The following is a 23111-nucleotide window of genomic DNA, read 5'->3' as shown; positions in this document are numbered from 1 at the left end:
CCATCTTCCCAACATGCTTCCAGGAGTAGAACCGTGATCGACCCACAGATTCGCGACCTCGATTTCGACGCCTATCGGCAGGTGATCCGCGATTTCACCGACAATGAGCTCATTCCTCGTGAGAACGAAATGGTCTCTGCTGGTGAGGTTCCCGCTGACCTCGTGACAAGGATGGCCGAGATCGGACTATTCGGCATCACGCTTCCGAGGAGCGTCGGTGGATTGGGGTGGACCGTCGAACAGCAGGTGCTGCTGACTTTCGAGTTCACCCGGTCATCGGCGGTGTACCGTTCCCGATTCTCGACCAGTATCGGACTGGCTTCGCAGATCCTCCTCGAATACGGCACCGACGCTCAGCGCGAACAGTATCTACCGGCGATGGCGGCGGGGGAGTGCGTCATGGCGTTTGCTCTCACCGAGGAGCAGGCGGGTAGTGACGCCTCCGCCGTGCGCGCCACCGCTACCAACACCCCGGACGGCTACGTCATCAACGGTGAGAAGCGCTTCATCACCAACGGAGCGTGGGCTGATGTTCTGGTGGTGTTCGCCCGCACCGCGGACGGCGAGATTTCATCCTTCCTCGTAGATCGGGAATCGCCGGGGGTAGAGACCCGGGTGCCTGAATTGATGAACGGTCATGCCGAAGGCCCAGTCGCCGAGATCAGCTTGCGTGACGTTGTGGTGAGCGCCGACCGGTTGATCGGCGGTGCAACAGGTTTGGGGATGATTCACGCGATGCGCGGAATCAACCAGGCTCGCACCCACGTTGCCGCGACCGCAGTCGGTCAGGCGACTCGGATGCTCGCGGAGGCAATGAAATACGCGGGTTCTCGTGAGCAGTTCGACCAACCTTTGGCCGAGTTCGGTGCCGTGCAGGCGATGCTCGGACGCAGCTATGCGGAACTCGAGGCAGGACGAGCGATGATCCTCGACTGCGCCCGTGAGTTCGACCGCGGAACGCCGCCGCGTCATCGGATTGCCGCGGCAAAGCTGTACTGCACCGAGATGGCGTCGGTGGTCGGGGACCGGGCGGTGCAGGTGCTCGGCGGGGTCGGCATCGTCGGCAATCACCCGGTACCGCGTATGTGGCGGGATGTGCGTGCGTTGCGCATCTACGAGGGCGCCTCCCAGATTCACGAACGCAACCTCGCCCGGGCGCTGCCGTCGTTGCTCGGCTGAAACCCGTACTTACACAAATATTTCGAGACGAGAGAAAACCGAGGGACAATCATGGGTACCACCACAGGCCGCGGACCGCTCGCCGGACTTCGCGTCGTAGAGCTTGCCGGAATCGGTCCAGGTCCCCACGCAGCGACGTTGCTCGCTGATCTCGGCGCTGACGTCGTCCGTGTTCAGCGCGCCGGTCGGATCCCCGGCCCCGGTCAGCCACGGGATCAGACCCAGCGTGGGCGTCGTTTCTGCGAGGTGGACCTCAAGGACCCTGCCGGCGTCGACATCGTTCTGGGATTGATCGAGCGTGCGGACGTGCTCATCGAGGGTTTCCGTCCCGGGGTCACCGAGCGGCTCGGTCTCGGCCCGGATGTTGCGCTGGAACGGAATCCGGCCCTGGTGTACGGCCGGATGACAGGATGGGGTCAGGAGGGGCCGCTGTCGCAGGCTGCCGGGCACGACATCAACTACATCTCGCTGACCGGTGTCCTACACGCGATCGGTCGTGCCGGTGAGCGTCCGGTTCCGCCGCTCAACATGGTGGGAGACTTCGGTGGTGGCTCGATGTTTCTGTTGTTCGGAATACTTGCCGCGCTCTTCGAGCGACAGAAGTCCGGGCAGGGTCAGGTTGTCGATGCCGCCATGGTCGACGGGACGCTGGCGCTGTCACACATGATGTGGAGTTTCCGCGGTCTCGGACGATGGTCTGACGAACGCGGTGTGAACATGCTCGACACCGGGGCCCCGTACTACGACACCTACGAGACATCCGACGGCAGATACATGGCAGTCGGTGCCGTCGAACCACAGTTCTATGCACTACTTCTGGCCGGTTTGGGACTTGATCCCGCGACGTTGCCGAGCCAGAACGACAAGAGTGCATGGCCGCAAACGAAGAAAGTGTTTGCCGATGTGTTCGCGTCCAAGACACGCGACGAGTGGGCGGCGATCTTCGACGGCACCGACGCATGCACGACACCGGTTCTGGCGTTTGCGGAAGCCTCATCCAATCCCCATGTTGCCCAGCGTGGTTCGCTCGTGGAACTGGACGGGGTCACTCAGCATCGTCCGGCGCCGCGATTTTCCCGCTCCGATCCGGGTCTGCCGTCGGCCCCCGCCGCTGAAGCCGTCGATGCAGGGACGTTGTGGACGTGACGCTCACCGAATCGCGAGAACTCGAGTCCTTCGATCTGCGCACGTTGCTGAGCCTGGAGGATCGCGGCTCCGACAGATTTCAGGGTTACTGTCACGCAGGTTCTCCCGGGCGTATCTTCGGTGGGCATCTCGCGGCGCAGGGTTTGACCGCTGCCGGCCGGACAGCGCCTGCGACTGCGGTGGTGCATTCCCTTCACGGATACTTCCTCAGCTCAGGCGATCCGCGGCAGCCCATCTCCTACGAAGTCGGTCGTCTTCGTGACGGACGTACGTACTGGTCCCGTCAGGTCACTGCCCTGCAACTGGGCACGCCGATCTTCACACTGTCCGTGTCCTTCAAACTTCCGGAGGACAGCACCGATCGACAGGGGGAGATGCCCGTCGTACCTGCTCCGGAGGACCTTCCCGATCCATACGAGCGCTGGGCGAGTGCGCGCGCCGACGAGTTCCGCGACAACAAGACACATCGCGCGATGGACATGAGATTCGTTGCGGACGAGGGTGAGCGCGAGCGGGGGTCGGTCGCACAGTCGGTGTGGTTCAAACCGAATCACGCTTTTCCTGACGAACCGTTGTTCCACGCTGGTGTGCTTACTTACGCGTCGGACTTGTCTTTGGCCTCTACGGCATCACTCGACGTCCAGCCCCACCGGTCGTTGATGGTCGGACCTTCGCGAGTGCTGATGGCGTCACTCGATCACGCGATCTGGTTTCACCGACCCTTCCGGGCCGACGAGTGGATGCTCTTCGCTCAGGAAAGCAACTCCGCCACTGATGGTCGGGGATTCTCGACGGGCCACTTCTGGACACGCGACGGCGTCTTGGCTGCAACCGTCGCCCAGGAGTCCCTCTTGCGGCGAGTTGACCTGCCACCGTGGCCTCGGGCCTAGGATGAAGCAATGCCTGGGAAGAGTGAAGCCGAGCACCAACCACGCGTCTGTGACGCGGCGTTGGCTCGCGCTTTCAGCTTTCTCGGCAAACGCTGGAACGGTGTGATCCTGGCGACGCTCCTCGGTGGTCCGGCGGGATTTGCGGAACTCAAGCGTGCAGTCGGCAAGATCAGCGACTCCGTGCTCTCGGACCGATTGACCGAACTGGTTGGTGCGGGCCTGGTCACGCGGACCGTCGACGCCGGCCCGCCCATCGCTGTGGAGTACGAACTCACGGCGTCGGGGCAGGCGCTGCTCCCCGCTCTCAGTGAACTGACAACGTGGGCCGCCGAAAACCTGCCACCCGAGAGTTGCCCGAACTGACCTATTGCGTGTGAACAGTCTTGTGAGATTCGTACCAGGTGTCACCTGCCGGTTCTCCCGCCAAGTTCCAACTCCACGAGACTGTCGGCGTGATGCGTGAATAGATTCCGGGACCGACCATTCCTACCCTTTCGATCGGCTGTTCAGCGATTCCGTAGATCCTGATCCCGCGCGCGACAAACGGCTCGAATGACGGCATGTCGTCGATGACGAGGGCTACTTCGAGTTGTCCTGACCCGATATTGCGGAACTTCCTGGTTTTCAGGACACTCTGGCCGCCCCCGCCGATCCAGAAGTGGGCCCCGTCGTATTCGAAGGCCAATGGAACGACGTCTGGCTGCCCGTGCGGTGAGAGCGTCGCTACGCGCGCCAGTGGCTGCGACTGCATGTATGCGATTTCTTCTTCCGTGAATGCCATCTGTTCTCCTTCGGGGACGAAACACGTACGCAACGTAGATGCAACGTAATCAAAACTAGTGTTCTGGATCACACAGTGTTCGTGTGGTCGAGAGGCCTTTGGTCACGAATCTGTGGGCAGAACGGGTCCTGGTTCGCTACCGGTGGTGGATGAGGACAAGGTTCCGCGGGTTGAGCACACAGCTCGCGGAACCGCCCCACCACACGCCCCGACGAGGGCACCGGCCGACAGGAGTTCAGGTGTCCGTAGTTGCGGAAGTCTCGGCGATCGATTTCGCGGAGGCCGAATTCGATTGGGCGCAGCGATCGACGCTGATTCGTGAAGTCGACCCACTCGTTCCGGGGCCACCATCCTTGGCGATGTGTCTGAGCGAGCCGACGCGCGGACTGGTCGACATCGCTTCACTGCTTCTCGCGGCTCCTTGGTTGCTTCGATCGCCGCGTGGGGACGGGCATCCGGTCCTCGTTCTCCCCGGATTGCTGACTTCGGACGTGTCGACTCTCGCCTTGAGGACGTACCTGAGCTTTCTCGGATACCGGGTTCACGGTTGGAATCTGGGTCTGAACACCGGTCCGACGGCGACGGTGGTCGACGGATTGCCTGCCGCATTGGCCGAGGTAGCAGATCGATACGAGCAGAAGGTGTCGGTGATCGGCTGGAGTCTGGGCGGTATCTACGCTCGAAAGCTGGCGAGGGATCTGCCGGAATCGGTACGTCAGGTAGTGACACTCGGAAGTCCTTTCGCTCTCACCAGTCTGGAGCAGACGAGAGTCGGATCTCTCTACGCTCGTTTGTCCGGCAATCACGCGATACTGCCTCCGGTCGACGGCATCGAATCCGAACAGGGATCGCCTATTTCCGTTCCTGCTACGTCGGTCTACTCCAGGCACGACGGTATCGTTCCATGGCAAGCGTGCTGTGAAACCTCGGCAGGCCTGTCGGAAAGCATTGCGGTGCAAGGCAGTCACATGGGGTTGACCCACAACCCGTCCGCGTTGTGGACGGTTGCCGATCGTCTGGCGCAGGACGTGGACAACTGGCAACCTTTTGCGGCTCCGAAACGGCTTCGACGCATGTTTCCCTGCTGAGGTACGAGGCTGGGGTTCGAGGCTGGGGTGTGGGGGAGAACCCTGAGTCCGACGCGGGGACGGACTCGTACCTGAGGACACACCGCGACGGAAAAGATGGGTCCATGGCCTGATGCGCACAGGTGGATCGGCGGCGGATAGTGGAGGTCGACGCGGATGAACCGCGAGTTCCGTTGAAAGGAAACAACACATGACCTCCCCGATGAAGACCCGCAAGCTCACCCGCGCCCGCTCGGGAGCAATGTTCGGTGGGGTGTGCGCCGGAATCGCTCGATACTTCGGTTGGAAGTCGTCGACTGTCCGCTTGCTGTTCGTGCTCTCGTGCCTGCTGCCCGGCCCGCAGTTTCTGATCTACATCGTGATGTGGATTTTCATTCCTCGTGAGCAGATCTGACCGAACCGCTCAACGGCGGCGGTCTTTCAGGCATTGCTTGGCCTCGTGCAATTCCTCCGAACTCAGCGGAGGAAGGGGGAGTGCGTCACGGTGCAAGCCCTCCGTGCGTAGGCCGTCGAGCATTACCGAGAGGTATCGACGCCACACGGTCGGGTTGACGGGCTGAGCAAATTCGGTGACTGCGCCCACCATGAAGATGAGGCCGAACAGGTCCGTCGGTACGGCGTCGGGGCGCAGCATCCCGGCCTCCTGGGCCCGGTAGAAGATCCTCTCGACCGACGGTTCGATGATGGATCGTTGGCATGCGACTTGCTCGCATCCCTCGTCGGTTCCATTCAGGACGTCTTTGAGCCCGCGGTTGACCGACATACGGCTGCAGGCAAATTCGGCAAAGGTGACCAGGCCGTCCCACGGATCCGGATTGGCGAGTGACGCGTCCGCAGCCGCCGCCATGTCGGCGAAGTTCTGTTGGAAGACTCCATCGATCAATTCTTCTTTGCTGGCGAACCGCCGATAGACCGTTCCGACGCCGACACCCGCGCGCCGGGCGACGTCGTCGAGTGTGACGTCGATCCCTTCTTCGGCGAACAATTCACGTGCGGCGTCGATGATCAACTGCCGATTACGTGCAGCATCGGCGCGAAGGGGGCGCTCCATTGCGGTACTCATGTCCCCACTCTACCCGTCAAGTGGAGACAGCCTCTCCGTTTTCGTGTAGCGTTTTTGCTAACCGGAGAAGCCATCTCCGCATAGGTTGGGCGAGGGACTATGTCAGACATTGCTGAACGGACTGAATTCGAGCAGTCCTCAGCGCCTTCAGGGGACAACCACGCAAAGCGGTGGCTGGTTCTCGCGGTTCTGGGAATTGCGCAGCTGATGGTGGTCTTGGATGCCACCATCGTCAACATCGCGCTGCCTGCTGCGCAGCGCTCACTGGAGTTCGGTGATTCGGACCGCCAGTGGATCATCACGGCATACGCATTGGCGTTCGGCAGCTTGCTGCTACTCGGCGGTCGATTGAGCGACTTGTTCGGGCGCAGGAGAACTTTCATCGTCGGCCTGATCGGCTTCGCAGTGGCTTCCGCCATCGGTGGCGCAGCCGTCAACTTCGAAATGCTTGTTGCCGCTCGTGCCGGCCAGGGCGTATTCGGTGCGCTCCTCGCCCCGGCAGCCCTGTCGCTGCTGTCCGTGACATTCACGGATCCCGGTGAGCGTGCCAAGGCTTTCGGTATCTTCGGTGCCGTTGCCGGCGGTGGTGGCGCCATCGGACTGCTGCTCGGCGGCGCACTCACCGAGTGGGTCGACTGGCGCTGGTGCCTCTTCGTGAATCTCTTCTTCGCGGCGATCGCCCTGGTCGGAGCAGTCCTGTTGCTCGCGCCGCACACCAGTGACTCGCGACCCAAGCTCGACATCCCGGGAACGATCCTGGTGTCGATCAGCTTGTTCAGCATCGTCTTCGGATTCTCGAAGGCCGAATCGGACGGGTGGAGTGCAACTCCCACTATCTCGTGGCTCGTTGCCGGCGTCGTGTTCATGGCGGCGTTCATCTACTGGCAGACCAAGTCCGAGCACCCGCTCCTTCCGCTGCGGGTGGTCCTCGACCGAATCCGGGCTGGCTCGTACCTGGCGATCTTCCTTTCCGGCGCAGGCATGTTCGCAGTCTTCCTGTTCCTGACGTACTACATGCAGCTGATCCTCGGGTACAGCCCGATCATGACCGGCCTCGCATTCATGCCGATGGTGTTCGGAATCGTGACAGCGGCAACGCTTTCGACAGCGGTTTTGCTACCGCGCGTCGGTCCGCGAGTGCTGATCGTGAGCGGAATGGTCATCGCGGCGATCGGAATGACGCTGCTGGCCCAGATTTCCGTGGACAGCACTTATGCAGTCCACATTCTGCCGGGGCTCGTCGTCACCGGACTCGGCATGGGCAGCATTTTCGCCCCGTCGATGCAGGGAGCAACTTCAGGCGTGCATCACGAAGATGCCGGCGTCGCATCTGCCACGGTCAACACGATGCAGCAGGTGGGCGGCTCGATCGGAACTGCACTGCTCAGCACGATTGCAGCCTCGGCTTCCACCAACTACCTGGTGGGCCGCGAGATGAATCCGCTGACCCAGGCACAGGCTGCCGTCGAGAGTTACACCACCACGTTCTATTGGGCCGCAGGCATATTCGCGGTCGGTGCGGTCTTGACCGGACTGGTTCTTCGGAGTGGACTGCTTCCGGATTCGCCGGAAGGTGAACCGGTAATCGCTCACTGACAGCAAATTTCGGGGTCGACGCCATTGCGGCGTCGACCCCGAAATCGAGTCAGCAGTTCTTATCGGGCGATGCCTGAAACCGATGAAGGACGTGATCGAGTTGTTCGGAGGAAAGCGCCGGGACGGGCAACTCGCGATGGCCGGTGCGGGACGCGCAGAGTCCGTCGATCATGAACCCGAGTGCGCGGCGGTAAGCCTGAGGGGCCTCGTCGCCGCCGAACTTCTGGGCCATCTTGACGACCTGCATGAGAAGCGGAATGTCGTTGACTTCGAAGTCGCTCCGCAGGGTGCCCTGTTCCTTGGCGCGATTGACAAGTGCCGCGGTGTGCTGAGCGATCCCGGCGCGCGCGCGAGCGAAAGTGTCGGACGCGAAGCGCCCGTCCATCAGGAGATCGCCGAATCCGCGGTTGTCTGCCATGCGCAGGGAGATCACGTCGAGAAAGTAGACAAGACCTTCCCAGGCGTCTGGCATCTCCCGGGCGGTGGCGGCAATCGTTTCGATCTCGGAGCACCGTGTGTCGAACAGGGCCTGGATCAGCTCGTCCTTGCTGGCGAACCGGCGATAGACGGTGCCGACGCCGACGCCGGCGTGCTTGGCGACGTCCGCCAGCGTGGCGTCGAGTCCTTGGGCAGCGAACACCTCGCGAGCGGAGTTGAGGATGCGCTCGAGGTTGGCCTTGGCGTCGGACCGAAGGCGCGGCTGTGAGCAGTCGGCCGAGGTCCCCGCATGAGAAGCGTCGGGGTGTGTTGTCGGCATCCTCACAGTCTACGGCACTAAGCGGAATGATCGATTCCGTTAGTGCTATATTACTAAGCGGAACGTGTGGTTCCGATTGTCCGTATGAGAGAAGCCGATATGAGCACGTCTGACATCTGGGTCGGGAGCAATCCGATCTCGATGGTGGGTACGCGGAGTGCAGGTTTCGCGGCAACGAGGCTTCGTGCTCTTGCCGGCGACGGCGCCTTTGCTCAGCTCGTTCGTTTTGCCCTCGTCGGCGGAGCCAGCAACATCTTGTACTTTGCCGCTTTTCTGGCGCTGCGCGGTGACGGAGCGCTGGTCGCCAACGCCGTTGGTGCAGTCTTGAGCACCATTCTGGCCAACGAACTGCATCGCCGGCTCACCTTCCATGCCGCGGATCGCGTCAACTGGTTCACCGCGCAGTGGGAAGGCGGTGGACTCGCTCTGGTCGGGTTGATCGCCAGTTCGGCCGCCATCAGTGCGCTCGGCTTCCTTCTCCCCGGAGCCGACGGACTTCTTCAAGCCGGGCTTGTGATCGCAGTGAGTGGAATTGTCGGTGGCCTGCGATTCGTCGCTCTTCGCGGTTGGGTTTTCTGAGCGGTTCTCGAATTCGAATCGGACTCGGCTCGTAGGGAACACTGTGACCTATGAGCCTTTCGATAGCCGACTCCGGCATCCGTCTGGCTGTCCTCTGCATCGTCATGGCTCTTGTCGCCACGCTCGTCTACCGATTCACCTCTCTCGGTAGCGTTCGGGTAGTCCCCGGCGCACTCGCTCGTGGCGCTCTTCAGTTGGCTGCGATTTCGTTGATCCTCGCCGCAGCCTTGGCTCACATCTGGTCAGCGCTCCTCGTGCTCGTCGGCATGTTCGCTGCGGCGTCGTTCACCGCGGCACGACGCTGCGGCGCAGGAACGTCCGGAGCGTGGCTGACCATCGCCTTGGCGTCGGGAATCGGTGTGGTTCTGCCACTGATGCTGCTGTCCGGAGTGGTTCCGCTGGAAGGCATCGCTCTGGTGCCGATCGGCGGAATTGTTCTGGGCGGCGCGATGACTGCAACATCGATGGCAGCCAAACGCGGACTCGGCGCCGTCGATGATCGATACGGGGAAGTCGAAGCCGCACTGAGCCTTGGATTTTCCCAGCGCGATGCACGGTGGGAAGTAGCCCGCACCGCAGCCTCCGACGCCCTGCTACCGGGAGTCGACCAGACGCGCACCGTCGGCCTCGTGACATTGCCGGGAGCTTTTGTCGGCGTTTTGCTCGCGACGGGGTCGGCCGTTCAAGCCGGTGCCGTGCAAATTCTTGTGCTGGCAGGGCTGCTGTTGGCGCAAACCTGCTCGGTCGCCGTGGCGTTGGAACTCGTCGCCCGCGGCTTCGTCTTTCGAGGTAAGACTGTCAGGCCTGCGCGAGTTCGTTGATCTTGTCGCTGCGAAGGACGCGGTCGGGAAGATCGGGCGTGTTTGCCGCGAGGGTGATCATTGCCCTGCCGATGTTTTCACTGGTGGTCACGCTGCTGGGCCAAACCTTGCGCAAGAGTGGGTAGAGAGGCACGGAGATTTGATAGAAGGCCTTGTACCACCAGGTCTTCGACGGCGATCCCGGGCGCGGACGGATGAATCCCGGCCGGAGGATGTAGGTCGTGAGAGGGAGTGCGAGTAGCGCATTCTCGGTCGCGCCACGTACTCGCTTCCACATGGTCTTGCTGGTTTCGGTGGAGTCGGCGCTTTCGCCGGACACGTAGACGAACACCATCTGAGGGTTCACACCCGACAGTGTCGTGGCGGCGGCAAGCGTGATGTCACGCGTGATGCGGGTGTAGTCGGCTTCGTTCATGCCGGCAGAGGAGACACCGAGGCAGAAGAAGCAGGCATCCGCGCCGGTCAGATCGGCTTCGATCGCCGAGAAGTCGAGCATGTCGCGGTGAACGATGTCGACGATCTTCGGGGCGGTTGTACCGGACGGATTGCGGCCGACGGTCACGACTTCGTCGATTCGTGGATCGTCGAGGCATTCCCTCAGGACGCTGTTGCCGACCATTCCTGTTGCCCCGAAAACGACGACCTTCATGATGTTCCCCCCGGCGTTGGTTCCACTTTCTGTGATGCGCACACTACGGAACGGTCTGCAGTTCATCCGACCGGAGTGGCCAACTGAACGCTTGACCTGCAATTATGAGTCCATTTTGACCCGACTCGTGACTAAAGTCCCTACAAACCGGCTGGACGGTTGGCTGAAAATAGTTTTATGAACGAAGGAGTTGATGAAATACACGTTCTAGGATCGGAGTCAGCCGGTCGAATGGTAGAGGCGTCGACGATCATCGTTCTCGGTGCGCTCTGTGCCGTGGTCGCAGGTTCTGGCGTGTTCTTTGTCGTCGGATCGATTGGTGGCTTCGCCAGACTGCTCTACCTGGTTGTTCGTGGTCCGCTCAACTCTTGCTCGGTACCGGCGTCGAATGTCGAGCTGGTGCCTTCGAGAACGTCATGTGGTCGTTGATGCTCCCGAACGTGGAGTGAAGACGGTCAAGGATGTAGTTCTGACGCATGTTCCACGGTGACTTCGATCCCTGCTTCGGGAACTGTTCCACGGCACGCATGACGTACCCCGACGCCAGATCCAGGATCGGCCGCTGGTCCATTTCTTCGGTCGCGTGCGGCACGCACTTCGAATAGTCGCGCTTGTCCATCTCCGTCAGCAGTCGGCACACGTACATCGACGTGAGATCTGCTCGCAGAGTCCACGAGGCGTTGGTGTAGCCGACGCACATCGCGAAGTTCGGTACGTCGCTGATCATCATGCCCTTGTAGACGTAACGATCACCGAGGGTGACGGGTTCGCCGTCCACTTCGATGGACATCCCGCCGCACGCCTCCATCTTCAATCCTGTTGCAGTGACGATGATGTCAGCTTCGAGTTCGCGACCTGACGCGAGAAGGATCCCGGTCTCGGTGAAGGTGTCGATGTGATCGGTCTCGATCGAGGCCTTGCCGGATCGGAGGGCTTTGAACAAATCGCCGTCGGGTACGACGCACAAGCGCTGGTCCCAGGGGTTGTAGGAGGGTGTGAAGTGAGGATCGAGGGGGATGTCTTTCGGGAGTTGACGACTGATCGCGAGGTTCAGCATCCTCTTTGCGCGCGCCGGACTGCGTCGGCACAGTTGGTAGAAACTCAGGTTCACTACGACGCTCTTCCATCGAGCGATGCTGTGCGCGAGTTGATTCGGCAGTACCGCGCGAATGGTGTCCGATAATTTGTCGCTGGACGGCAGCGCCAGAATGTACGTCGGTGATCGCTGGAGCATCGTGACGTGGCTTGCGTTCCGCGACATCGTGGGGACCAAAGTGACTGCGGTGGCGCCGCTTCCGATCACAACGACCTTCTTGTCGGAGTAATCGAGTTCTTCGGGCCAGAACTGGGGGTGCACTACCTCACCGGCAAACGATTCACGTCCGGGGAAGTCGGGGGTGTATCCGCCGTCGTAGCTGTAGTACCCGCTGCAGAGATAGAGGAAGTTACAGGTCAATGTTTCGTCTTCGTCGCCGGTCGTGACCGTGACTGTCCAGGTCGAGTCCGCCGACGACCATGATGCGGCCGTCACCTTCCGGTTGTGCCGAATCTTCTTGTCGATCCCGTTCTCTCGCGCGGTGTCGCGCACGTACCGCAGGATCGAATCACCGTCGGCGATTGCTTTGGCATCTGTCCACGGGCGAAACGGGTAGCCGAGCGTGAACATGTCGGAATCCGATCGGATGCCGGGATACTTGAAGAGGTCCCAGGTTCCGCCGCTGTTCGCTCGGGCCTCGAGGATTGCGTACGACTTTCCTGGGAGCTCGGTCTGGAGTCGATAAGCAGCACCGATGCCGGACAAGCCGGCGCCGACGATCAGGACATCGAGGTGTTCGGTGCTCATCAGTTCGGACTCCGTATCGACTATGTGGGGCCACCGGCAGAGTTAGTGCTCGATCACCACACTACTGAACGATGCTCAGTAAGGCGAGGAGGACCATGTGATCGTTGGTGGTCGGATTGCCGCGCACAGTGGTTTACCTGCGGCGTCGGTGAGCCCGAGGTCTCCGTGGAGTACGCCGGAAGCGTCGGCCTGCTCGACGATGTGCTCGGGGATCGCGTCGAGCATCAGCTTTGCGCGCCGAAACATCTCGAACGTCTGGTCATCGGATACCGTCACCCAGGACAGGTAGATGAAGCGTCCGCGAGGTGGACCCTGGATGTGTGAACCGAGAATGTCCCAGGCACCGGACTTTCGCTCCAGACTCGCTGTCAGTTCCCATCGCACTGTCTCGGTATCTCCTGGTACGAGGTCGAGGATTTCGTGTGGCTTGCCTCGGCGCTGAACGCCGACGTGGATGTTGCTGCGCCCTTCGAAGGTTGCGGTTTCGGAACACTCACGTCCGGGCAGGCTGTGACCGGTGATGATGATCTGCATATCGACATCATGCTCTGCACAGGTCGGGAGGGGTTGGCGTGGTGAGTCGTTCGGGTAGAACCTTTGTTGCGGCCGTGGTGGCGAGCATTCTGTTGTCGAGTCTCGGGTGGGGGTCAGGTGCTGCCGCGGCGACGACGGACGAACCGGAAGTCGCGGGCGCGCTGGAGTCCTATGGCGAACTCTCGGCCGCAGTGTTTCCGGTCGGCGCCGGTGAGACGCAGCGGGTCGTGTATCGAACTCTGCGTACCGCTGACAGATGGGGGGAGTCGTCAGGGTCCGTGTTTCTGCCGGAAGGTGCCGCACCGGCGGGCGGTTGGCCCGTCATCTCCTATGCCCACGGAACTTTGGGCAGTGCGGATCAGTGTGCACCCTCGTCGACCGGATTCGGTCCGGGTGAGATCGAACCGATCGAACGCTGGTTGGAGCAGGGGTACGCGGTAGTCGCTACCGACTACTCGGGACTTGGTACCGACGGGGTGCTGGCCTATCTCGACGGACATGCCGCCGGCGCGAATGCGGTCGACATCGTGCGGGCTGCGCACGAGTTGTACGGCAGTGTGCTGAGTCCGCGGTGGATGGTCGCGGGTTTGTCCGAAGGCGGTCATGCGGCGTACTTCGCGGGACACGAGGCCACCACTCGTGCACCGGAATTGGATTTCCGCGGCTCGGTCGTTGTTGCCGGCCCCACCCATATGGAAGGTTTGTTTCCGTTGGGCGGACCGCTGTTTCCCGACATCGGCATCACCGGGTTGGTGGGATACGCGCTGTACGTTCTGGCCGGGATCGACGATCAACGACCCGAAGAGAACATTCGGGAGGTTCTCTCGCCGCAGGGGATCGAGTGGATGGAAAAGGCTCGGACACTGTGCGCCGGAGATCTCGGCCGCCACATTCGCGCCGAACGAATCCAGTTGAGCTCGTTGTTTTCTCGGTCGGTGTGGACGCCACGCTTCCACGATCTGTTTCGCGAGATGATGCAGGTGCCGGTCGACGGCTACGACCGGTCACTGCGTGTGGTGCAGAGCGTGTCGGACACAACGGTTCCTGTCGCCCTTACCTGGGCGCAACTGGTCGACATGCGTTCGCGAGGAACGCAGTTCGAGTATCAAGAACTCAGCGGAATCAGCCACGGCCAAACGACGGTCGCTTCGATGGACCAGACCATGGAGTTCATCGATCGATTGATGAGGTGATGTTCGGCGGTGTTGTTGTTGCGGTGTTGTTGTTTCAGTGTTGTTGTTTCAGGGTGGTTGTTCAGCGCATACGTCGCGGCCCGTAATCGTGGCCACCGTTGGCGAACCACACGATTGCCGCGATCGCGTACAGGATGCAGACCAGGAGTAGTAGCCCGCCTGCGATCCACAGCGAGATCTGACCGAGTCGTTTCACTCGATCGGACGCGTACCGCGACCCGGCCACATCGCCGTCGGCCCACAGCGGATACACGTTGAAGGCGTGCGTGAAAGCGGAGAAGGAGAGCGGCCAGAAGAACAGCAGCGAGACCACTGCCCAACCCGCATTGACGGGCGGTCGAATCGGGTGCTGAGGAACGGATTGCTGGACGGTGGGTTGATCCGGGTTGGTCATGGGGGCTCCTGACATGAGGTGGCCCTTTCGACGCTACTGCGATGGAGCTGAAGAATCACTGAGTGTGCACGATCAGCCGTAATGCCAGTCGCGATCCATCCGTCGGAAGTACGGAAAGAGTGTGGCCTCCTCGAAATCGAGGTGCGACTGCATATGATCCGCCAATTCGGAGATTGCGGCGTGTGCCCGATTGACCGTGGAGGATTCGGTGCTCAGCGCGAGTGACGCACGCTTGGCTTCCGACACGATCTCCCCGACAAGCTTGTGTTCTGCCTGCAGTCGTTCGACCGCAGGGGCCAACTCGGGAAAGTTCCTGGTCATTACGGGGAACATACGTTGATCTTCGATGGTGTGGTGCAGAGTCAGCGTGTTGCAGTAGAAGTCGCAGTTGACCCGTAGTTGCCAGACGAAATCCGCGATCGTCAGATTGTCGATCATCTCGGGTATCCGAGTCAGATCGGCGGTTTCGTCCGACAACAGTTGCAGGGCGTTCTCGAGTACCTCGATATCGGCTCGTAGAGGTTCGTGAACCTGACGTAGCTGTTCGATCATCCTCAGACCGGCAACTGTTGCCGTGTTGTGCGAATGAGGGGCGTTCACGTCAGCGCAACTCGATCCCGCTCCGCGAGCATCCTCGCTACCGGCAGGACGTCCTTTGCTGCCATCTCGATACGCTCGAATACCTCGGGGTTGAGGATAGTCGTTCCGTCGAAATCACCTGAGCTGAGATAGATCCCGACCGGAGCGGTCAGCGCTTGGAAGAAAGCGAACAGTGGACGCAGGGCATGGTCCAACACGAGAGCGTGGCGGTCGCTGCCACCTGTCGCAGCAAGAATCACCGGAGTGTTGGCAAGCGCGTACTGGTCCACGAGATCGAAGAAATGCTTGAACATTCCCGTGTACGAGCCGCGGAACACCGGTGACGCCGCGATGACGATATCGGCGGACTCGACTGCTGCCAGCGCTTCGGCGGTCACTGAGTCGACGTGATCGCGATCCAGAGCAGATGCAAGACCTGGAATCAGATCCACGATCTCGAAAACTCGTGTGTCGATCTGCTCGAAGTCTCCCAAGGTTTCGACGATCAGGTCGACGAGGGCACGAGTCTTGGAGGGTTTTTGAAGGTTGCCGACAACGGCAACAATTTTGAGCGGTGTGCTCATCGAAACTCCTATTCTTGGGACGACTTCAGTGATTCGATTTCCTTACGCACAACGGGGGCTACTTCGGTGCCGAGGATCTCGATCGCACGCAGCATGTCCTTCTGTGGCACATTGCCGAACCCCATCTGGATCATGATGCGGTCATGATGGAACAGTTCGTACTGCGCCATCGTCTTGTCGATGATTTCCTGCGGGCCGCCGAGGAAGAACGCACCCGCGGTGGTTGCCTGCGCCTCGTATGCCCTGCGCGGCATGGGAACTCCGTTCCCCCGCTGATGATGATTCTGCATCCACCCGGCCTGGAAATACGGGTACGACGTGTCGAGTGCTGTTTGCTTCGAGGTATCGACAAATCCTGGCGAAGCAATCGAGACAGCGAGCTTCTTCGGATCGTGTCCGAACTCCGCTGCAGCCCTGCGGTACAGATCGACGAACGGTTCGAACTGTTGGTAACTTCCACCGATGATGGCCAGTGAGAGGGGCAGGCCCAGTTTCGCGGCACGGACGACAGAGGCCGGAGTACCTCCGACTGCGATCCACACCGGAATCTGACGGTCCGGGCGGGGCGTCACGTCACCGTCGGTCAGTGGTGCGCGAAGTTGCCCTTCCCAGTTGATCGGGTTCTCGTCGCGCAGTTTCAGTAGTAGATCGAGCTTTTCGGTGAAGAGTTCGTTGTACTGGGACAGGTCGTACCCGAAAAGCGGAAATGACTCCGTGTACGAACCTCGGCCGGCAATGATCTCGGCACGGCCTTCGGAAAGCAGGTCGACTGTCGCGAACTGTTGGAACACACGGACGGGATCGTCGGAACTGAGTACAGTTACGGCGCTGGACAGCTTGATGTTGTCGGTAGCCTGAGCCATTGCCGCGAGCACAACTGCAGGGGCTGAGACTGCGAAGTCGGTGCGATGGTGCTCGCCGACGCCGAAGACATCGAGTCCAACCTGATCGGCAACGGTTGCCTGCTCGACTAAATGGCGAAGGTGGACACCGGGATTCATCATCGCGCCGGTAGTGGGATCTGGGGTGAGTTCACCGAAATGGTAGACGCCCAATTCGAAAGCCATGTTGTTTCTCGCTATCTGTTCGTGGGGGTGATGGAAAGTTGTTCTACGTGCGCATCGCATGCGCCGCCTTGATTCGTGTGATGTGCGGCAAGTCGGGAGAAGAAGCGTTCGAGTACCGGAAGCTCCTCGGTTTCAATGAGATCGGAGAAGTATTCGGCGATCCCTCGCGTGTGTATGGCGGACGCTTTTCGAAGCGTCTTCTTGCCCGCAGGCGTCATCGATACCGTCACGACGCGTCGATCGTTTTCCGGTCGAACGCGCTCTGCCAGTCCTGCCTCGACCAATCGATCGACGACGCGCGTCACGCCACTGGTGGTGACCAGGACCAGTTCGGCCAGATCGCCCATTCGGATCGTGTTTCCCGGCGCTTCGTGCAGTCGGAGCAGGACGTCGTACTGGCCAAGGGTGAGCCCGGTGGTGGTTCGAAGGTCCGCCTCCATCTTGCCGAGGATGACGCTGTGGCTGACCACTAGGTCACGCCAGACGGAACCGCGTCGACGTTCGTCGGTAGTCATCGGTGACAGCCTCCATTTATTTGCGCTCGCAAGTATTGCTTACTCAAATAATACGCCTGGATCGATCGAACTATTCCCCGCTCTCATTTGTGCTGGTAGCAAGGTATTGACTCGAACACGTGTTCGAGTATTGTTTGGGGTGGGGATCGGGGGATTCAATGAGTGTTCTGTTGTCGGATGTGGTGTCTGGTTCTGCGGTGGGGTTGCGCGGACGCATGTGGCGGTTGACGGCTTCTGAGTTGCGTGCTGCTGCGGTGTCGGCGAGTGCGGAGATTCTTCGTCTCGAGGCTGTTCGTGTGGCGGTGGTCGACGAACTCTCGATGCGTCCCGATGATCAGGTGATTGCGAGCCGCGGGGTGGGTTGCTGGTTGGCGGCAAACACGATGCTGCAGGTTCGGGACGGGAAGAAGATCGCCGCCCTGGGTGCGGCGCTGCGGCCTTTTCCGGCGGTGGCGGCCCGGTTCGATGTCGGGGATTGCTCCTTCGAGCATGCCGTGTTGATCGTGGCGTTCTGCGAATCACCGCCGAAGGGCATGCCGGAGGAAGCGCTCCCTCGCTGTATCGATTTGTTGTTGGCTGCTGCGTCGGGTGTGGAGGCGACGACGACGAAGGTGCGGAACGTGATCGCGACCTTGGAGCGAGTGTTCGAGTCCGATGAGGTTCCGCCCGCCGAGGATGTGGATCGGAATGAGTTGCGGATCGCGTCGACGTTGAATGGTCGGGTGGTGGTGCGCGGAGATTTCGACGCCCTCACCGGTGAAATGCTGCTCTCCGCCCTGTCGAATCTGACGATGCCCACCCCGGCACCGGATGGAACCCCCGATACCCGGTCGGCGGCGAAGCGGACCGCGGACGGGTTCACCGAACTGATCCGCCGCTACCTCGACTGCGCCAAAACCGGCACCGACGGTGGCCAGCGTCCGCACGTGAACGTGCACATCAACGCGCGTGATCTGGCGGAGCATCGGGACTGCGCCGCAACACCAACTGATGACGGAATGGCTGTGTCGGATCTCGATGTCGGGCACATGCCGTGGCTCGGGCCACTGTCGGTCTCGCAGACCAGACTCCTCGGGTGCGATTGTTTCCTCTCGACTGTTCTGCTCGACGATCACGGGGCGCCGCTCGATGCGAAACCCGGCAAGCGATTAGTGTCCGCGGAGCAGCGAGTGGCGTTGATCGCCCGAGACAAGGGCTGCGCGTTCCCCGGCTGCACGTGCGTGCCTGCGTGGACGGATGCGCACCATATCCGGCACTGGGCCAACGGTGGCCCGACGGTGATGAACAACCTTGTCCTACTGTGCCGTTCGCATCACCGGTTGATGCACCGGAAATCCGGGTTCGTCGGGAAATGGGTGATCCGCATCGGCGTCGACAACAAACCGTGGTTCATCCCACCACCCTCGATCGACCCGCAGCAGCACCCGCGGCCGGCGAACACCACCTTCAAAACCTGAGGACGAACCTCAGGCACAACAGAACACGGGCCAGCACCGCATCGAAGGGATCCTCCGATGCGGTGCCAACAGGCCGTGGGGGAGTCGAATCAGTGCTTCGAGCGCTTGTGGCGGTACATCTCGGCATCGGCCGTATCCCAAGTCTCGGAAAGGCTTTGGAACATGGAAAAGTCGGCTCGACCGATCGAACAACAGACGTCGGCATTCCGGAACGCCTTCTCCAAACACTCGACCAGGTAGTCGACGGCGCGCGGCTGTGTATCGGGCAGAGCGATTCCGAACTCGTCTCCGCCCAACCGTGAAACCACCGCACCAGGGTGCGCGCATGCTGCCAAGATCTTGCCGGCCCGTTGAACATATTCGTCACCCGCGGCGTGACCGAGTTCGTCGTTGATGGTCTTCATGCCGTCCAGATCGACGATGATGATAGATCCCGGATCGGCGAATTGGCGGTACCGAGTTTGCTCGGCCTCGAGGATGCGGTTCCACCCGCGCCGATTGAGAAGACCTGTCAACGGGTCGGTCTCGGCATCGAGTTGCGCAGTTTCGGCCAGTCGCACTGACTGCGCGCGCTGATAGTCGACATCGAGAATCGTTCCGAGGAGTCGGCACAGGAGAGTGAGGAGGGCCAGGTTGTCCTCGAGTACGGAGTCGCCCGTAATCGGGTCGGCGCCACACAGAGTGCCGAAGAGACTGCCGTCATTGTGAAGGATTGGGATGCTGACGTATGCGCCTATGCCTTCCCACCTGTCATCTCGGGAAAGTGCAGGTACGAGTGCGCGATTCGATGAGACTGGCGGCGCATTTCCGAGGACTACCTCGCTGCACATGGTGTTTTGCCAAGTCCGGGTCTCGCCGACTTCGATGTGAAGTGGGTTGGGTGAGACGGTGAGAAAGATTTGATTCGACCCGTCGAACCGCGTGATCGACCACAGTGCCAGCGGAAGATATTCGTCGAGGTAGGACACGATCGAGCGACTTGCGTCGTCGAAATTCGTCAGTGGTGGCAGGAGTGGCAACATCGGGATGGTGCGCGCCTGGCCGTGCGGCATTTGGTGACCTCCTGATCGACCCTAAGATTCTGTCGATGTTCAGGCTCTTGGTCCCGCGTGCGACAAATCTTCCACGAACAGTCTGCCTCGAGAATCCTGGCGATTGCTGAAAGTGTGCTGTGATTCTTCCGACTGCGGGGCCGTTGATTCTTTGGTGGCCCGCTAATCTTCAGGCATGGAGCTGGCGCGTGGAGCGAACACAGTCGTTGACGGAACTTCGCTGAAGGTGGCGGTGAACGGTAGCGCCCCGGGCACGGTGGACCTGATGGTGTTCCAGCTCGACGAACGGAACAAGGTGCGGAACGACGCAGATTTTGTCTTCTTCAATCAGCCGGTGTCGCCCGAAGGTGCGGTGCGCTTGGAGTCCGGCGGCGTCATCGAAATCGACATTGCGAGGTTGCCCGCCGACATCCACCAGCTGAGTGTTGCCGTGGCGCTTGATGCGGCGGCAAACGGAACCCTTTCTGCTGTCGGGGGCCTTGGTGTCGTGGTGGAGCAGGCTGGTTCCATCGCTATCGTGGCTCAGGCTTTGGGTTTGACGAGTGAGAGGGCAGCGGTCCTCGTCGAGATCTATCGCCGCGGCACGGACTGGAAGGTTCGGAACGTTTCGGCGGGTTGGGACAGCGGATTGGCAGATCTGGTCACTGCATTCGGAGTCTCGGTCGACGAGGAACCGCAGAGCCGACCCGACTCGGCTGAATCGGCAGATGGCATTCGGACCGTGCCCGACGAAGCCAAACTCTCGATGGTGAAGCGGGAAAAACTGGACCTCCGAAAGCGCGAAGTGGCCAAGGTCCTGCTGACCAAGGGTGGCAACGGAATTCGGGCGCGAGTGGTCCTGGTGATCGACAAAACCGGAAGTATGGCCAAGCAGTACCGCACCAGAGTGGTGCATCGTGTTGTCGAACGCATGGTTCCCGTTGCGATCCAGCTCGACGACGACGGCAAGCTGGAGCCGTACTTGTATGCAGTCAGCTTCGTCAAGCTTCCCGAGATCTCTGTCCATGACGCGGAAGAGTGGTCGGATACCTACCTGCACTTGCGCGGCTCGCACGGCGGATTCAACTATGACAAGATCGGCGCCGCAAATCGTGAAGTGCCGATCATGACTGAGATTCTCTCCGGCCTGACACGTGGTTCGGCGCCGACGCTCGTCCTGTTCTTCACCGACGGAGGCTTCAGCGAGCGCAAGGAAATCACGAAATTGATGCGCGAAGCGTCTGGGCTCCCGGCCTTTTGGCAGTTCGTCGGAATCGGCAAGGCCAACTACGGAGTGCTGGAGAAGCTCGACGACCTCGACGGCAGGGTGGTCGACAATGCCGGATTCTTCGCGCTGGACGACATCGACACCGTCGACGACGCCCAGTTGTACACCCGTTTGCTGAGTGAATTCCCGGATTGGCACAAGGCAGCTGTGGCCGCGGGCATCACGACGCCGTGATTTAGCTGGTCGAAACCAACTGCGGTGCATTCTCTTTCAAGAATTCGTCGATGTGCGCCCAGGTGGAGTCTCTCGCGGTGGGGCCGGCAACGAGCCCGAGGTGACTTCCCGGCGCCTTCTCGAACCGGACCGACGGCGCGCCGGTGAGGACCGACGTGATTGCTTCCACCGAAGCGATGGGTGCAATCACGTCAGTGGTGCCGCCGATCGCGAGAACGGGAACGCTCAGAGCTGACAGTCTGATCTCGCGTCCGGCAAGCGTGACAGCGTCGTTGTAGAGATTGTTGCCGAGCATGAGTTGTTCGCAGATCTGCTGAAATGCCTTGCCCGGGTATCCAGGCATGGCTGCCATGAACTTGTCTATCGATTCCATGCGAGCCAGAGTCTCGGTGTTGTGGAGGTTGCGGACGATGAACCATGGCTTGAGGACTTCGCGCTGCAACGCCGTCACCTTGTAACTCGCCTGAACGAGTGGAGCAGGCAGTCCGCCGACCAGATTGGTCGCGGACGTGAGCGGGGTGTCGCCCGTGTATTTGCCGATCAGCCTCAACGGGCTGATAGCGGGAATCTTCGTGTAATCGATTGGCGTGCCGATTGCCGTGATCGATGCGATCGGAAGGTCGGCGTGAGCGGAGCCCGTGAGCAGAGACATGGTCCCGCCGAGGCTCCACCCGATCAGCGAAACAGGTGCGCCGTCATGTAAGTCCGAGATCGTACGGATCGCTTCCGGGATGATGTCGTCGACCCAGGCCTCGAAACCCATTCCGCGGTCGGAGTACCGCATGGTCCCGTAGTCGAGGAGGTAGGGCGTGTTCGCGCCATCCAGTAGGTGTGCGGCGAAGCTCTGGCCTGCACGAAGGTCGTAGCAGTCGGCTGAAACCGCGAGGGGAGGTACGAGGAGGACCGGATTCCCTCTGGGCGTCCACAATGCGCCGAAGCGATACAGATCGCGGTGTGGACCTTCGCTGATCAGCACCGACGGCGTGCGTTCGGCCTTCTCGACACCGTCGCCGAACGAGAGTCCCCATGCATTGCGCGCTGCGGTGTCCAGCGTCGGACGCCACGTCGCGATCAAACCACGGATATCGAGCACTGGTTCCCCTCGGAGTCGAATCGGCGGACGGCCGAGTCAGCCGCGCTCGGTGTATGTTACCTGCCTTCACATGCATCGATCTCGGGGGTGCAAAAACCCAGCTCGGCAACGGAGCCACCGTGCCGAGCTGGGCTGATCGGGGTGGTATGGCAGTGATCGGGTGGGGACGATCAGGCGGGGACGATCAAGCCGGTCGGGGCTGTGGCCGTCGCGTATCGCTGTGCAACGTCTTCCCAGTTGATGACGTTCCAGTAGGCCTTCACGTAGTCGGCCTTGACGTTCTTGTACTGCAGGTAGAAGGCGTGCTCCCACATGTCGAGCATGAGCAACGGAACGATACCGATGCTGATGTTGCCTTGCTGGTCGGTGAGTTGCTCGATGACCAGGCGCTGCCCGACCATGTCGTAGGCCAGTACCGCCCAGCCGGACCCCTGCAAAGTCGTTGCTACAGCGGAGAAGTGGTTGACGAATGCGTCGAAGGTACCGAAGTGCTCGTCGATCGCGGCTGCCAACTCGCCTTCTGGTCGCTCACCGCCGTTGGGGGAGAGGTTCTTCCAGAAGATCGAGTGATTGGTGTGGCCGCCGAGGTGGAAGGCGAGGTTCTTACTGAGCAGCGGCGCCTTCGCGGTGATCGTGCCGTCTTCGCGTGCAGCAGCCAACTGCTCGATTGCGCTGTTGGCGCCCGCCACGTACGTGGCGTGGTGCTTGCTGTGGTGCAGTTCCATGATCTCGCCGGAGATGTGCGGTTCGAGTGCGGCGTAGTCGTAGTCCAGCTCGGGGAGAACGTATTCAGTCATGTGACATGCCTTC

Annotated in this window: 26 protein-coding genes; 12 read left to right on the top strand and 14 right to left on the bottom strand. The window is 61.0% G+C overall.

Annotated elements, in window-relative coordinates:
* The first annotated feature begins 33 nt into the window (after positions 1–33).
* From ABX74_RS21170 to ABX74_RS21155, 4 genes are read left to right on the top strand one after another with little or no spacing between them, the layout of a single operon-like run.
* The gene (locus tag ABX74_RS21170; RefSeq protein WP_041815228.1) at positions 34–1179 is read left to right on the top strand and encodes an acyl-CoA dehydrogenase family protein; all 1146 of its coding nucleotides are present in this window, start codon (positions 34–36) and stop codon (positions 1177–1179) included.
* Positions 1180–1230: 51 nt separating this feature from the next.
* Complete coding sequence (locus tag ABX74_RS21165) at positions 1231–2325, top strand: CaiB/BaiF CoA transferase family protein (protein WP_020908984.1); 1095 nt, start codon at positions 1231–1233, stop codon at positions 2323–2325.
* Complete coding sequence (locus ABX74_RS21160; protein WP_047889701.1) at positions 2322–3215, top strand: acyl-CoA thioesterase; 894 nt, start codon at positions 2322–2324, stop codon at positions 3213–3215. Before ABX74_RS21165 ends, ABX74_RS21160 begins: the two co-directional genes overlap by 4 nt.
* A gap of 9 nt (positions 3216–3224) precedes the next feature.
* On the top strand, positions 3225–3578 hold the full coding sequence (locus ABX74_RS21155) for a winged helix-turn-helix transcriptional regulator (RefSeq protein WP_047889636.1): 354 nt from the start codon (positions 3225–3227) through the stop codon (positions 3576–3578).
* 1 nt (position 3579) lies between these two features.
* Here the strand turns inward: ABX74_RS21155 and ABX74_RS21150 are convergent, their stop codons facing one another.
* Entirely contained in the window at positions 3580–3996 is a 417-nt protein-coding gene (locus tag ABX74_RS21150; RefSeq protein ID WP_029256158.1) for a PPOX class F420-dependent oxidoreductase, read from the bottom strand.
* A gap of 239 nt (positions 3997–4235) precedes the next feature.
* Between ABX74_RS21150 and ABX74_RS21145 the strand changes: the two genes are divergently transcribed.
* Together ABX74_RS21145 and ABX74_RS21140 are read left to right on the top strand one after the other, a co-directional pair.
* Positions 4236–5084: an alpha/beta fold hydrolase gene (locus ABX74_RS21145; protein WP_047889635.1), complete on the top strand. Its 849-nt coding sequence runs from the start codon at positions 4236–4238 to the stop codon at positions 5082–5084.
* A gap of 190 nt (positions 5085–5274) precedes the next feature.
* A complete protein-coding gene (locus tag ABX74_RS21140; RefSeq protein ID WP_019745155.1) occupies positions 5275–5478 on the top strand; it encodes a PspC domain-containing protein in 204 nt (67 codons plus the stop codon).
* A 9-nt stretch (positions 5479–5487) separates the two neighbouring features.
* Here ABX74_RS21140 and ABX74_RS21135 read toward each other — a convergent pair whose 3' ends face one another.
* Positions 5488–6147: a TetR/AcrR family transcriptional regulator gene (locus ABX74_RS21135; protein ID WP_019745154.1), complete on the bottom strand. Its 660-nt coding sequence runs from the start codon at positions 6145–6147 to the stop codon at positions 5488–5490.
* 99 nt (positions 6148–6246) lie between these two features.
* On the opposite strand from ABX74_RS21135, the gene ABX74_RS21130 reads away from it, so the two are divergent.
* Positions 6247–7743 carry an MFS transporter gene (locus ABX74_RS21130; protein WP_003940566.1) on the top strand — a complete coding sequence of 499 codons (1497 nt, stop codon included), beginning with the start codon at positions 6247–6249 and terminating at the stop codon, positions 7741–7743.
* Positions 7744–7792: 49 nt separating this feature from the next.
* On the opposite strand, the gene ABX74_RS21125 is transcribed toward ABX74_RS21130, so the two are convergent.
* Entirely contained in the window at positions 7793–8500 is a 708-nt protein-coding gene (locus tag ABX74_RS21125) for a TetR/AcrR family transcriptional regulator (protein ID WP_020970663.1), read from the bottom strand.
* Positions 8501–8641: 141 nt separating this feature from the next.
* Here ABX74_RS21125 and ABX74_RS21120 point away from each other — a divergent pair, with 141 nt between their 5' ends.
* Together ABX74_RS21120 and ABX74_RS21115 are read left to right on the top strand one after the other, a co-directional pair.
* A complete protein-coding gene (locus ABX74_RS21120) occupies positions 8642–9079 on the top strand; it encodes a GtrA family protein (RefSeq protein ID WP_020908979.1) in 438 nt (145 codons plus the stop codon).
* Positions 9080–9129: 50 nt separating this feature from the next.
* The gene (locus ABX74_RS21115) at positions 9130–9900 is read left to right on the top strand and encodes an ABC transporter permease (protein WP_047889634.1); all 771 of its coding nucleotides are present in this window, start codon (positions 9130–9132) and stop codon (positions 9898–9900) included.
* Here ABX74_RS21115 and ABX74_RS21110 read toward each other — a convergent pair.
* The 3 genes from ABX74_RS21110 to ABX74_RS21100 all read right to left on the bottom strand — a co-directional run bounded on the left by ABX74_RS21110 (position 9878) and on the right by ABX74_RS21100 (position 12926).
* Positions 9878–10549, bottom strand: coding sequence for an NAD(P)H-binding protein (locus ABX74_RS21110; RefSeq protein ID WP_047889700.1), 672 nt, complete (start codon positions 10547–10549; stop codon positions 9878–9880). The genes ABX74_RS21115 and ABX74_RS21110 overlap by 23 nt on opposite strands.
* A gap of 361 nt (positions 10550–10910) precedes the next feature.
* Positions 10911–12392 carry a flavin-containing monooxygenase gene (locus ABX74_RS21105; RefSeq protein WP_047889633.1) on the bottom strand — a complete coding sequence of 494 codons (1482 nt, stop codon included), beginning with the start codon at positions 12390–12392 and terminating at the stop codon, positions 10911–10913.
* 75 nt (positions 12393–12467) lie between these two features.
* Positions 12468–12926, bottom strand: a complete 459-nt coding sequence (locus tag ABX74_RS21100; RefSeq protein ID WP_019745148.1) for a DUF5990 family protein — start codon at positions 12924–12926, stop codon at positions 12468–12470.
* A gap of 38 nt (positions 12927–12964) precedes the next feature.
* Here ABX74_RS21100 and ABX74_RS21095 point away from each other — a divergent pair, with 38 nt between their 5' ends.
* Entirely contained in the window at positions 12965–14119 is a 1155-nt protein-coding gene (locus ABX74_RS21095) for an alpha/beta hydrolase (protein WP_047889632.1), read from the top strand.
* Positions 14120–14180: 61 nt separating this feature from the next.
* Here ABX74_RS21095 and ABX74_RS21090 read toward each other — a convergent pair whose 3' ends face one another.
* The 5 genes from ABX74_RS21090 to ABX74_RS21070 form a co-directional block, all read right to left on the bottom strand.
* Positions 14181–14513 (bottom strand): CD225/dispanin family protein, encoded by a 333-nt coding sequence (locus tag ABX74_RS21090; RefSeq protein ID WP_003940071.1) that lies wholly within the window; start codon positions 14511–14513, stop codon positions 14181–14183.
* Positions 14514–14585: 72 nt separating this feature from the next.
* Entirely contained in the window at positions 14586–15113 is a 528-nt protein-coding gene (locus ABX74_RS21085) for a hemerythrin domain-containing protein (protein ID WP_020970656.1), read from the bottom strand.
* Positions 15110–15676, bottom strand: a complete 567-nt coding sequence (gene msuE, locus ABX74_RS21080) for an FMN reductase (RefSeq protein ID WP_019745144.1) — start codon at positions 15674–15676, stop codon at positions 15110–15112. Before msuE ends, ABX74_RS21085 begins: the two co-directional genes overlap by 4 nt.
* 8 nt (positions 15677–15684) lie before the next feature.
* A complete protein-coding gene (locus tag ABX74_RS21075; protein WP_047889631.1) occupies positions 15685–16743 on the bottom strand; it encodes an LLM class flavin-dependent oxidoreductase in 1059 nt (352 codons plus the stop codon).
* 11 nt (positions 16744–16754) lie between these two features.
* Entirely contained in the window at positions 16755–17258 is a 504-nt protein-coding gene (locus ABX74_RS21070; protein WP_020908970.1) for a MarR family winged helix-turn-helix transcriptional regulator, read from the bottom strand.
* A gap of 158 nt (positions 17259–17416) precedes the next feature.
* On the opposite strand from ABX74_RS21070, the gene ABX74_RS21065 reads away from it, so the two are divergent.
* On the top strand, positions 17417–18715 hold the full coding sequence (locus tag ABX74_RS21065) for an HNH endonuclease signature motif containing protein (protein ID WP_047889630.1): 1299 nt from the start codon (positions 17417–17419) through the stop codon (positions 18713–18715).
* 89 nt (positions 18716–18804) lie between these two features.
* On the opposite strand, the gene ABX74_RS21060 is transcribed toward ABX74_RS21065, so the two are convergent.
* Positions 18805–19767: a GGDEF domain-containing protein gene (locus ABX74_RS21060; protein ID WP_047889629.1), complete on the bottom strand. Its 963-nt coding sequence runs from the start codon at positions 19765–19767 to the stop codon at positions 18805–18807.
* 175 nt (positions 19768–19942) lie between these two features.
* On the opposite strand from ABX74_RS21060, the gene ABX74_RS21055 reads away from it, so the two are divergent.
* On the top strand, positions 19943–21208 hold the full coding sequence (locus ABX74_RS21055) for a vWA domain-containing protein (RefSeq protein WP_047889628.1): 1266 nt from the start codon (positions 19943–19945) through the stop codon (positions 21206–21208).
* A 1-nt stretch (position 21209) separates the two neighbouring features.
* Here ABX74_RS21055 and ABX74_RS21050 read toward each other — a convergent pair whose 3' ends face one another.
* Both ABX74_RS21050 and ABX74_RS21045 read right to left on the bottom strand, forming a co-directional pair.
* Positions 21210–22301 carry an alpha/beta fold hydrolase gene (locus ABX74_RS21050; RefSeq protein ID WP_047889627.1) on the bottom strand — a complete coding sequence of 364 codons (1092 nt, stop codon included), beginning with the start codon at positions 22299–22301 and terminating at the stop codon, positions 21210–21212.
* A gap of 170 nt (positions 22302–22471) precedes the next feature.
* Complete coding sequence (locus tag ABX74_RS21045; RefSeq protein ID WP_047889626.1) at positions 22472–23098, bottom strand: superoxide dismutase; 627 nt, start codon at positions 23096–23098, stop codon at positions 22472–22474.
* Between the last annotated feature and the right edge of the window lie 13 nt (positions 23099–23111).

Source organism: Rhodococcus sp. ARP2 (genome assembly GCF_001029585.1).
Taxonomy (GTDB): domain Bacteria; phylum Actinomycetota; class Actinomycetes; order Mycobacteriales; family Mycobacteriaceae; genus Rhodococcus_F; species Rhodococcus_F erythropolis.
Note: the sequence above shows the minus strand (reverse complement) of the source record. Positions and strands in the feature narration are given on the sequence as shown.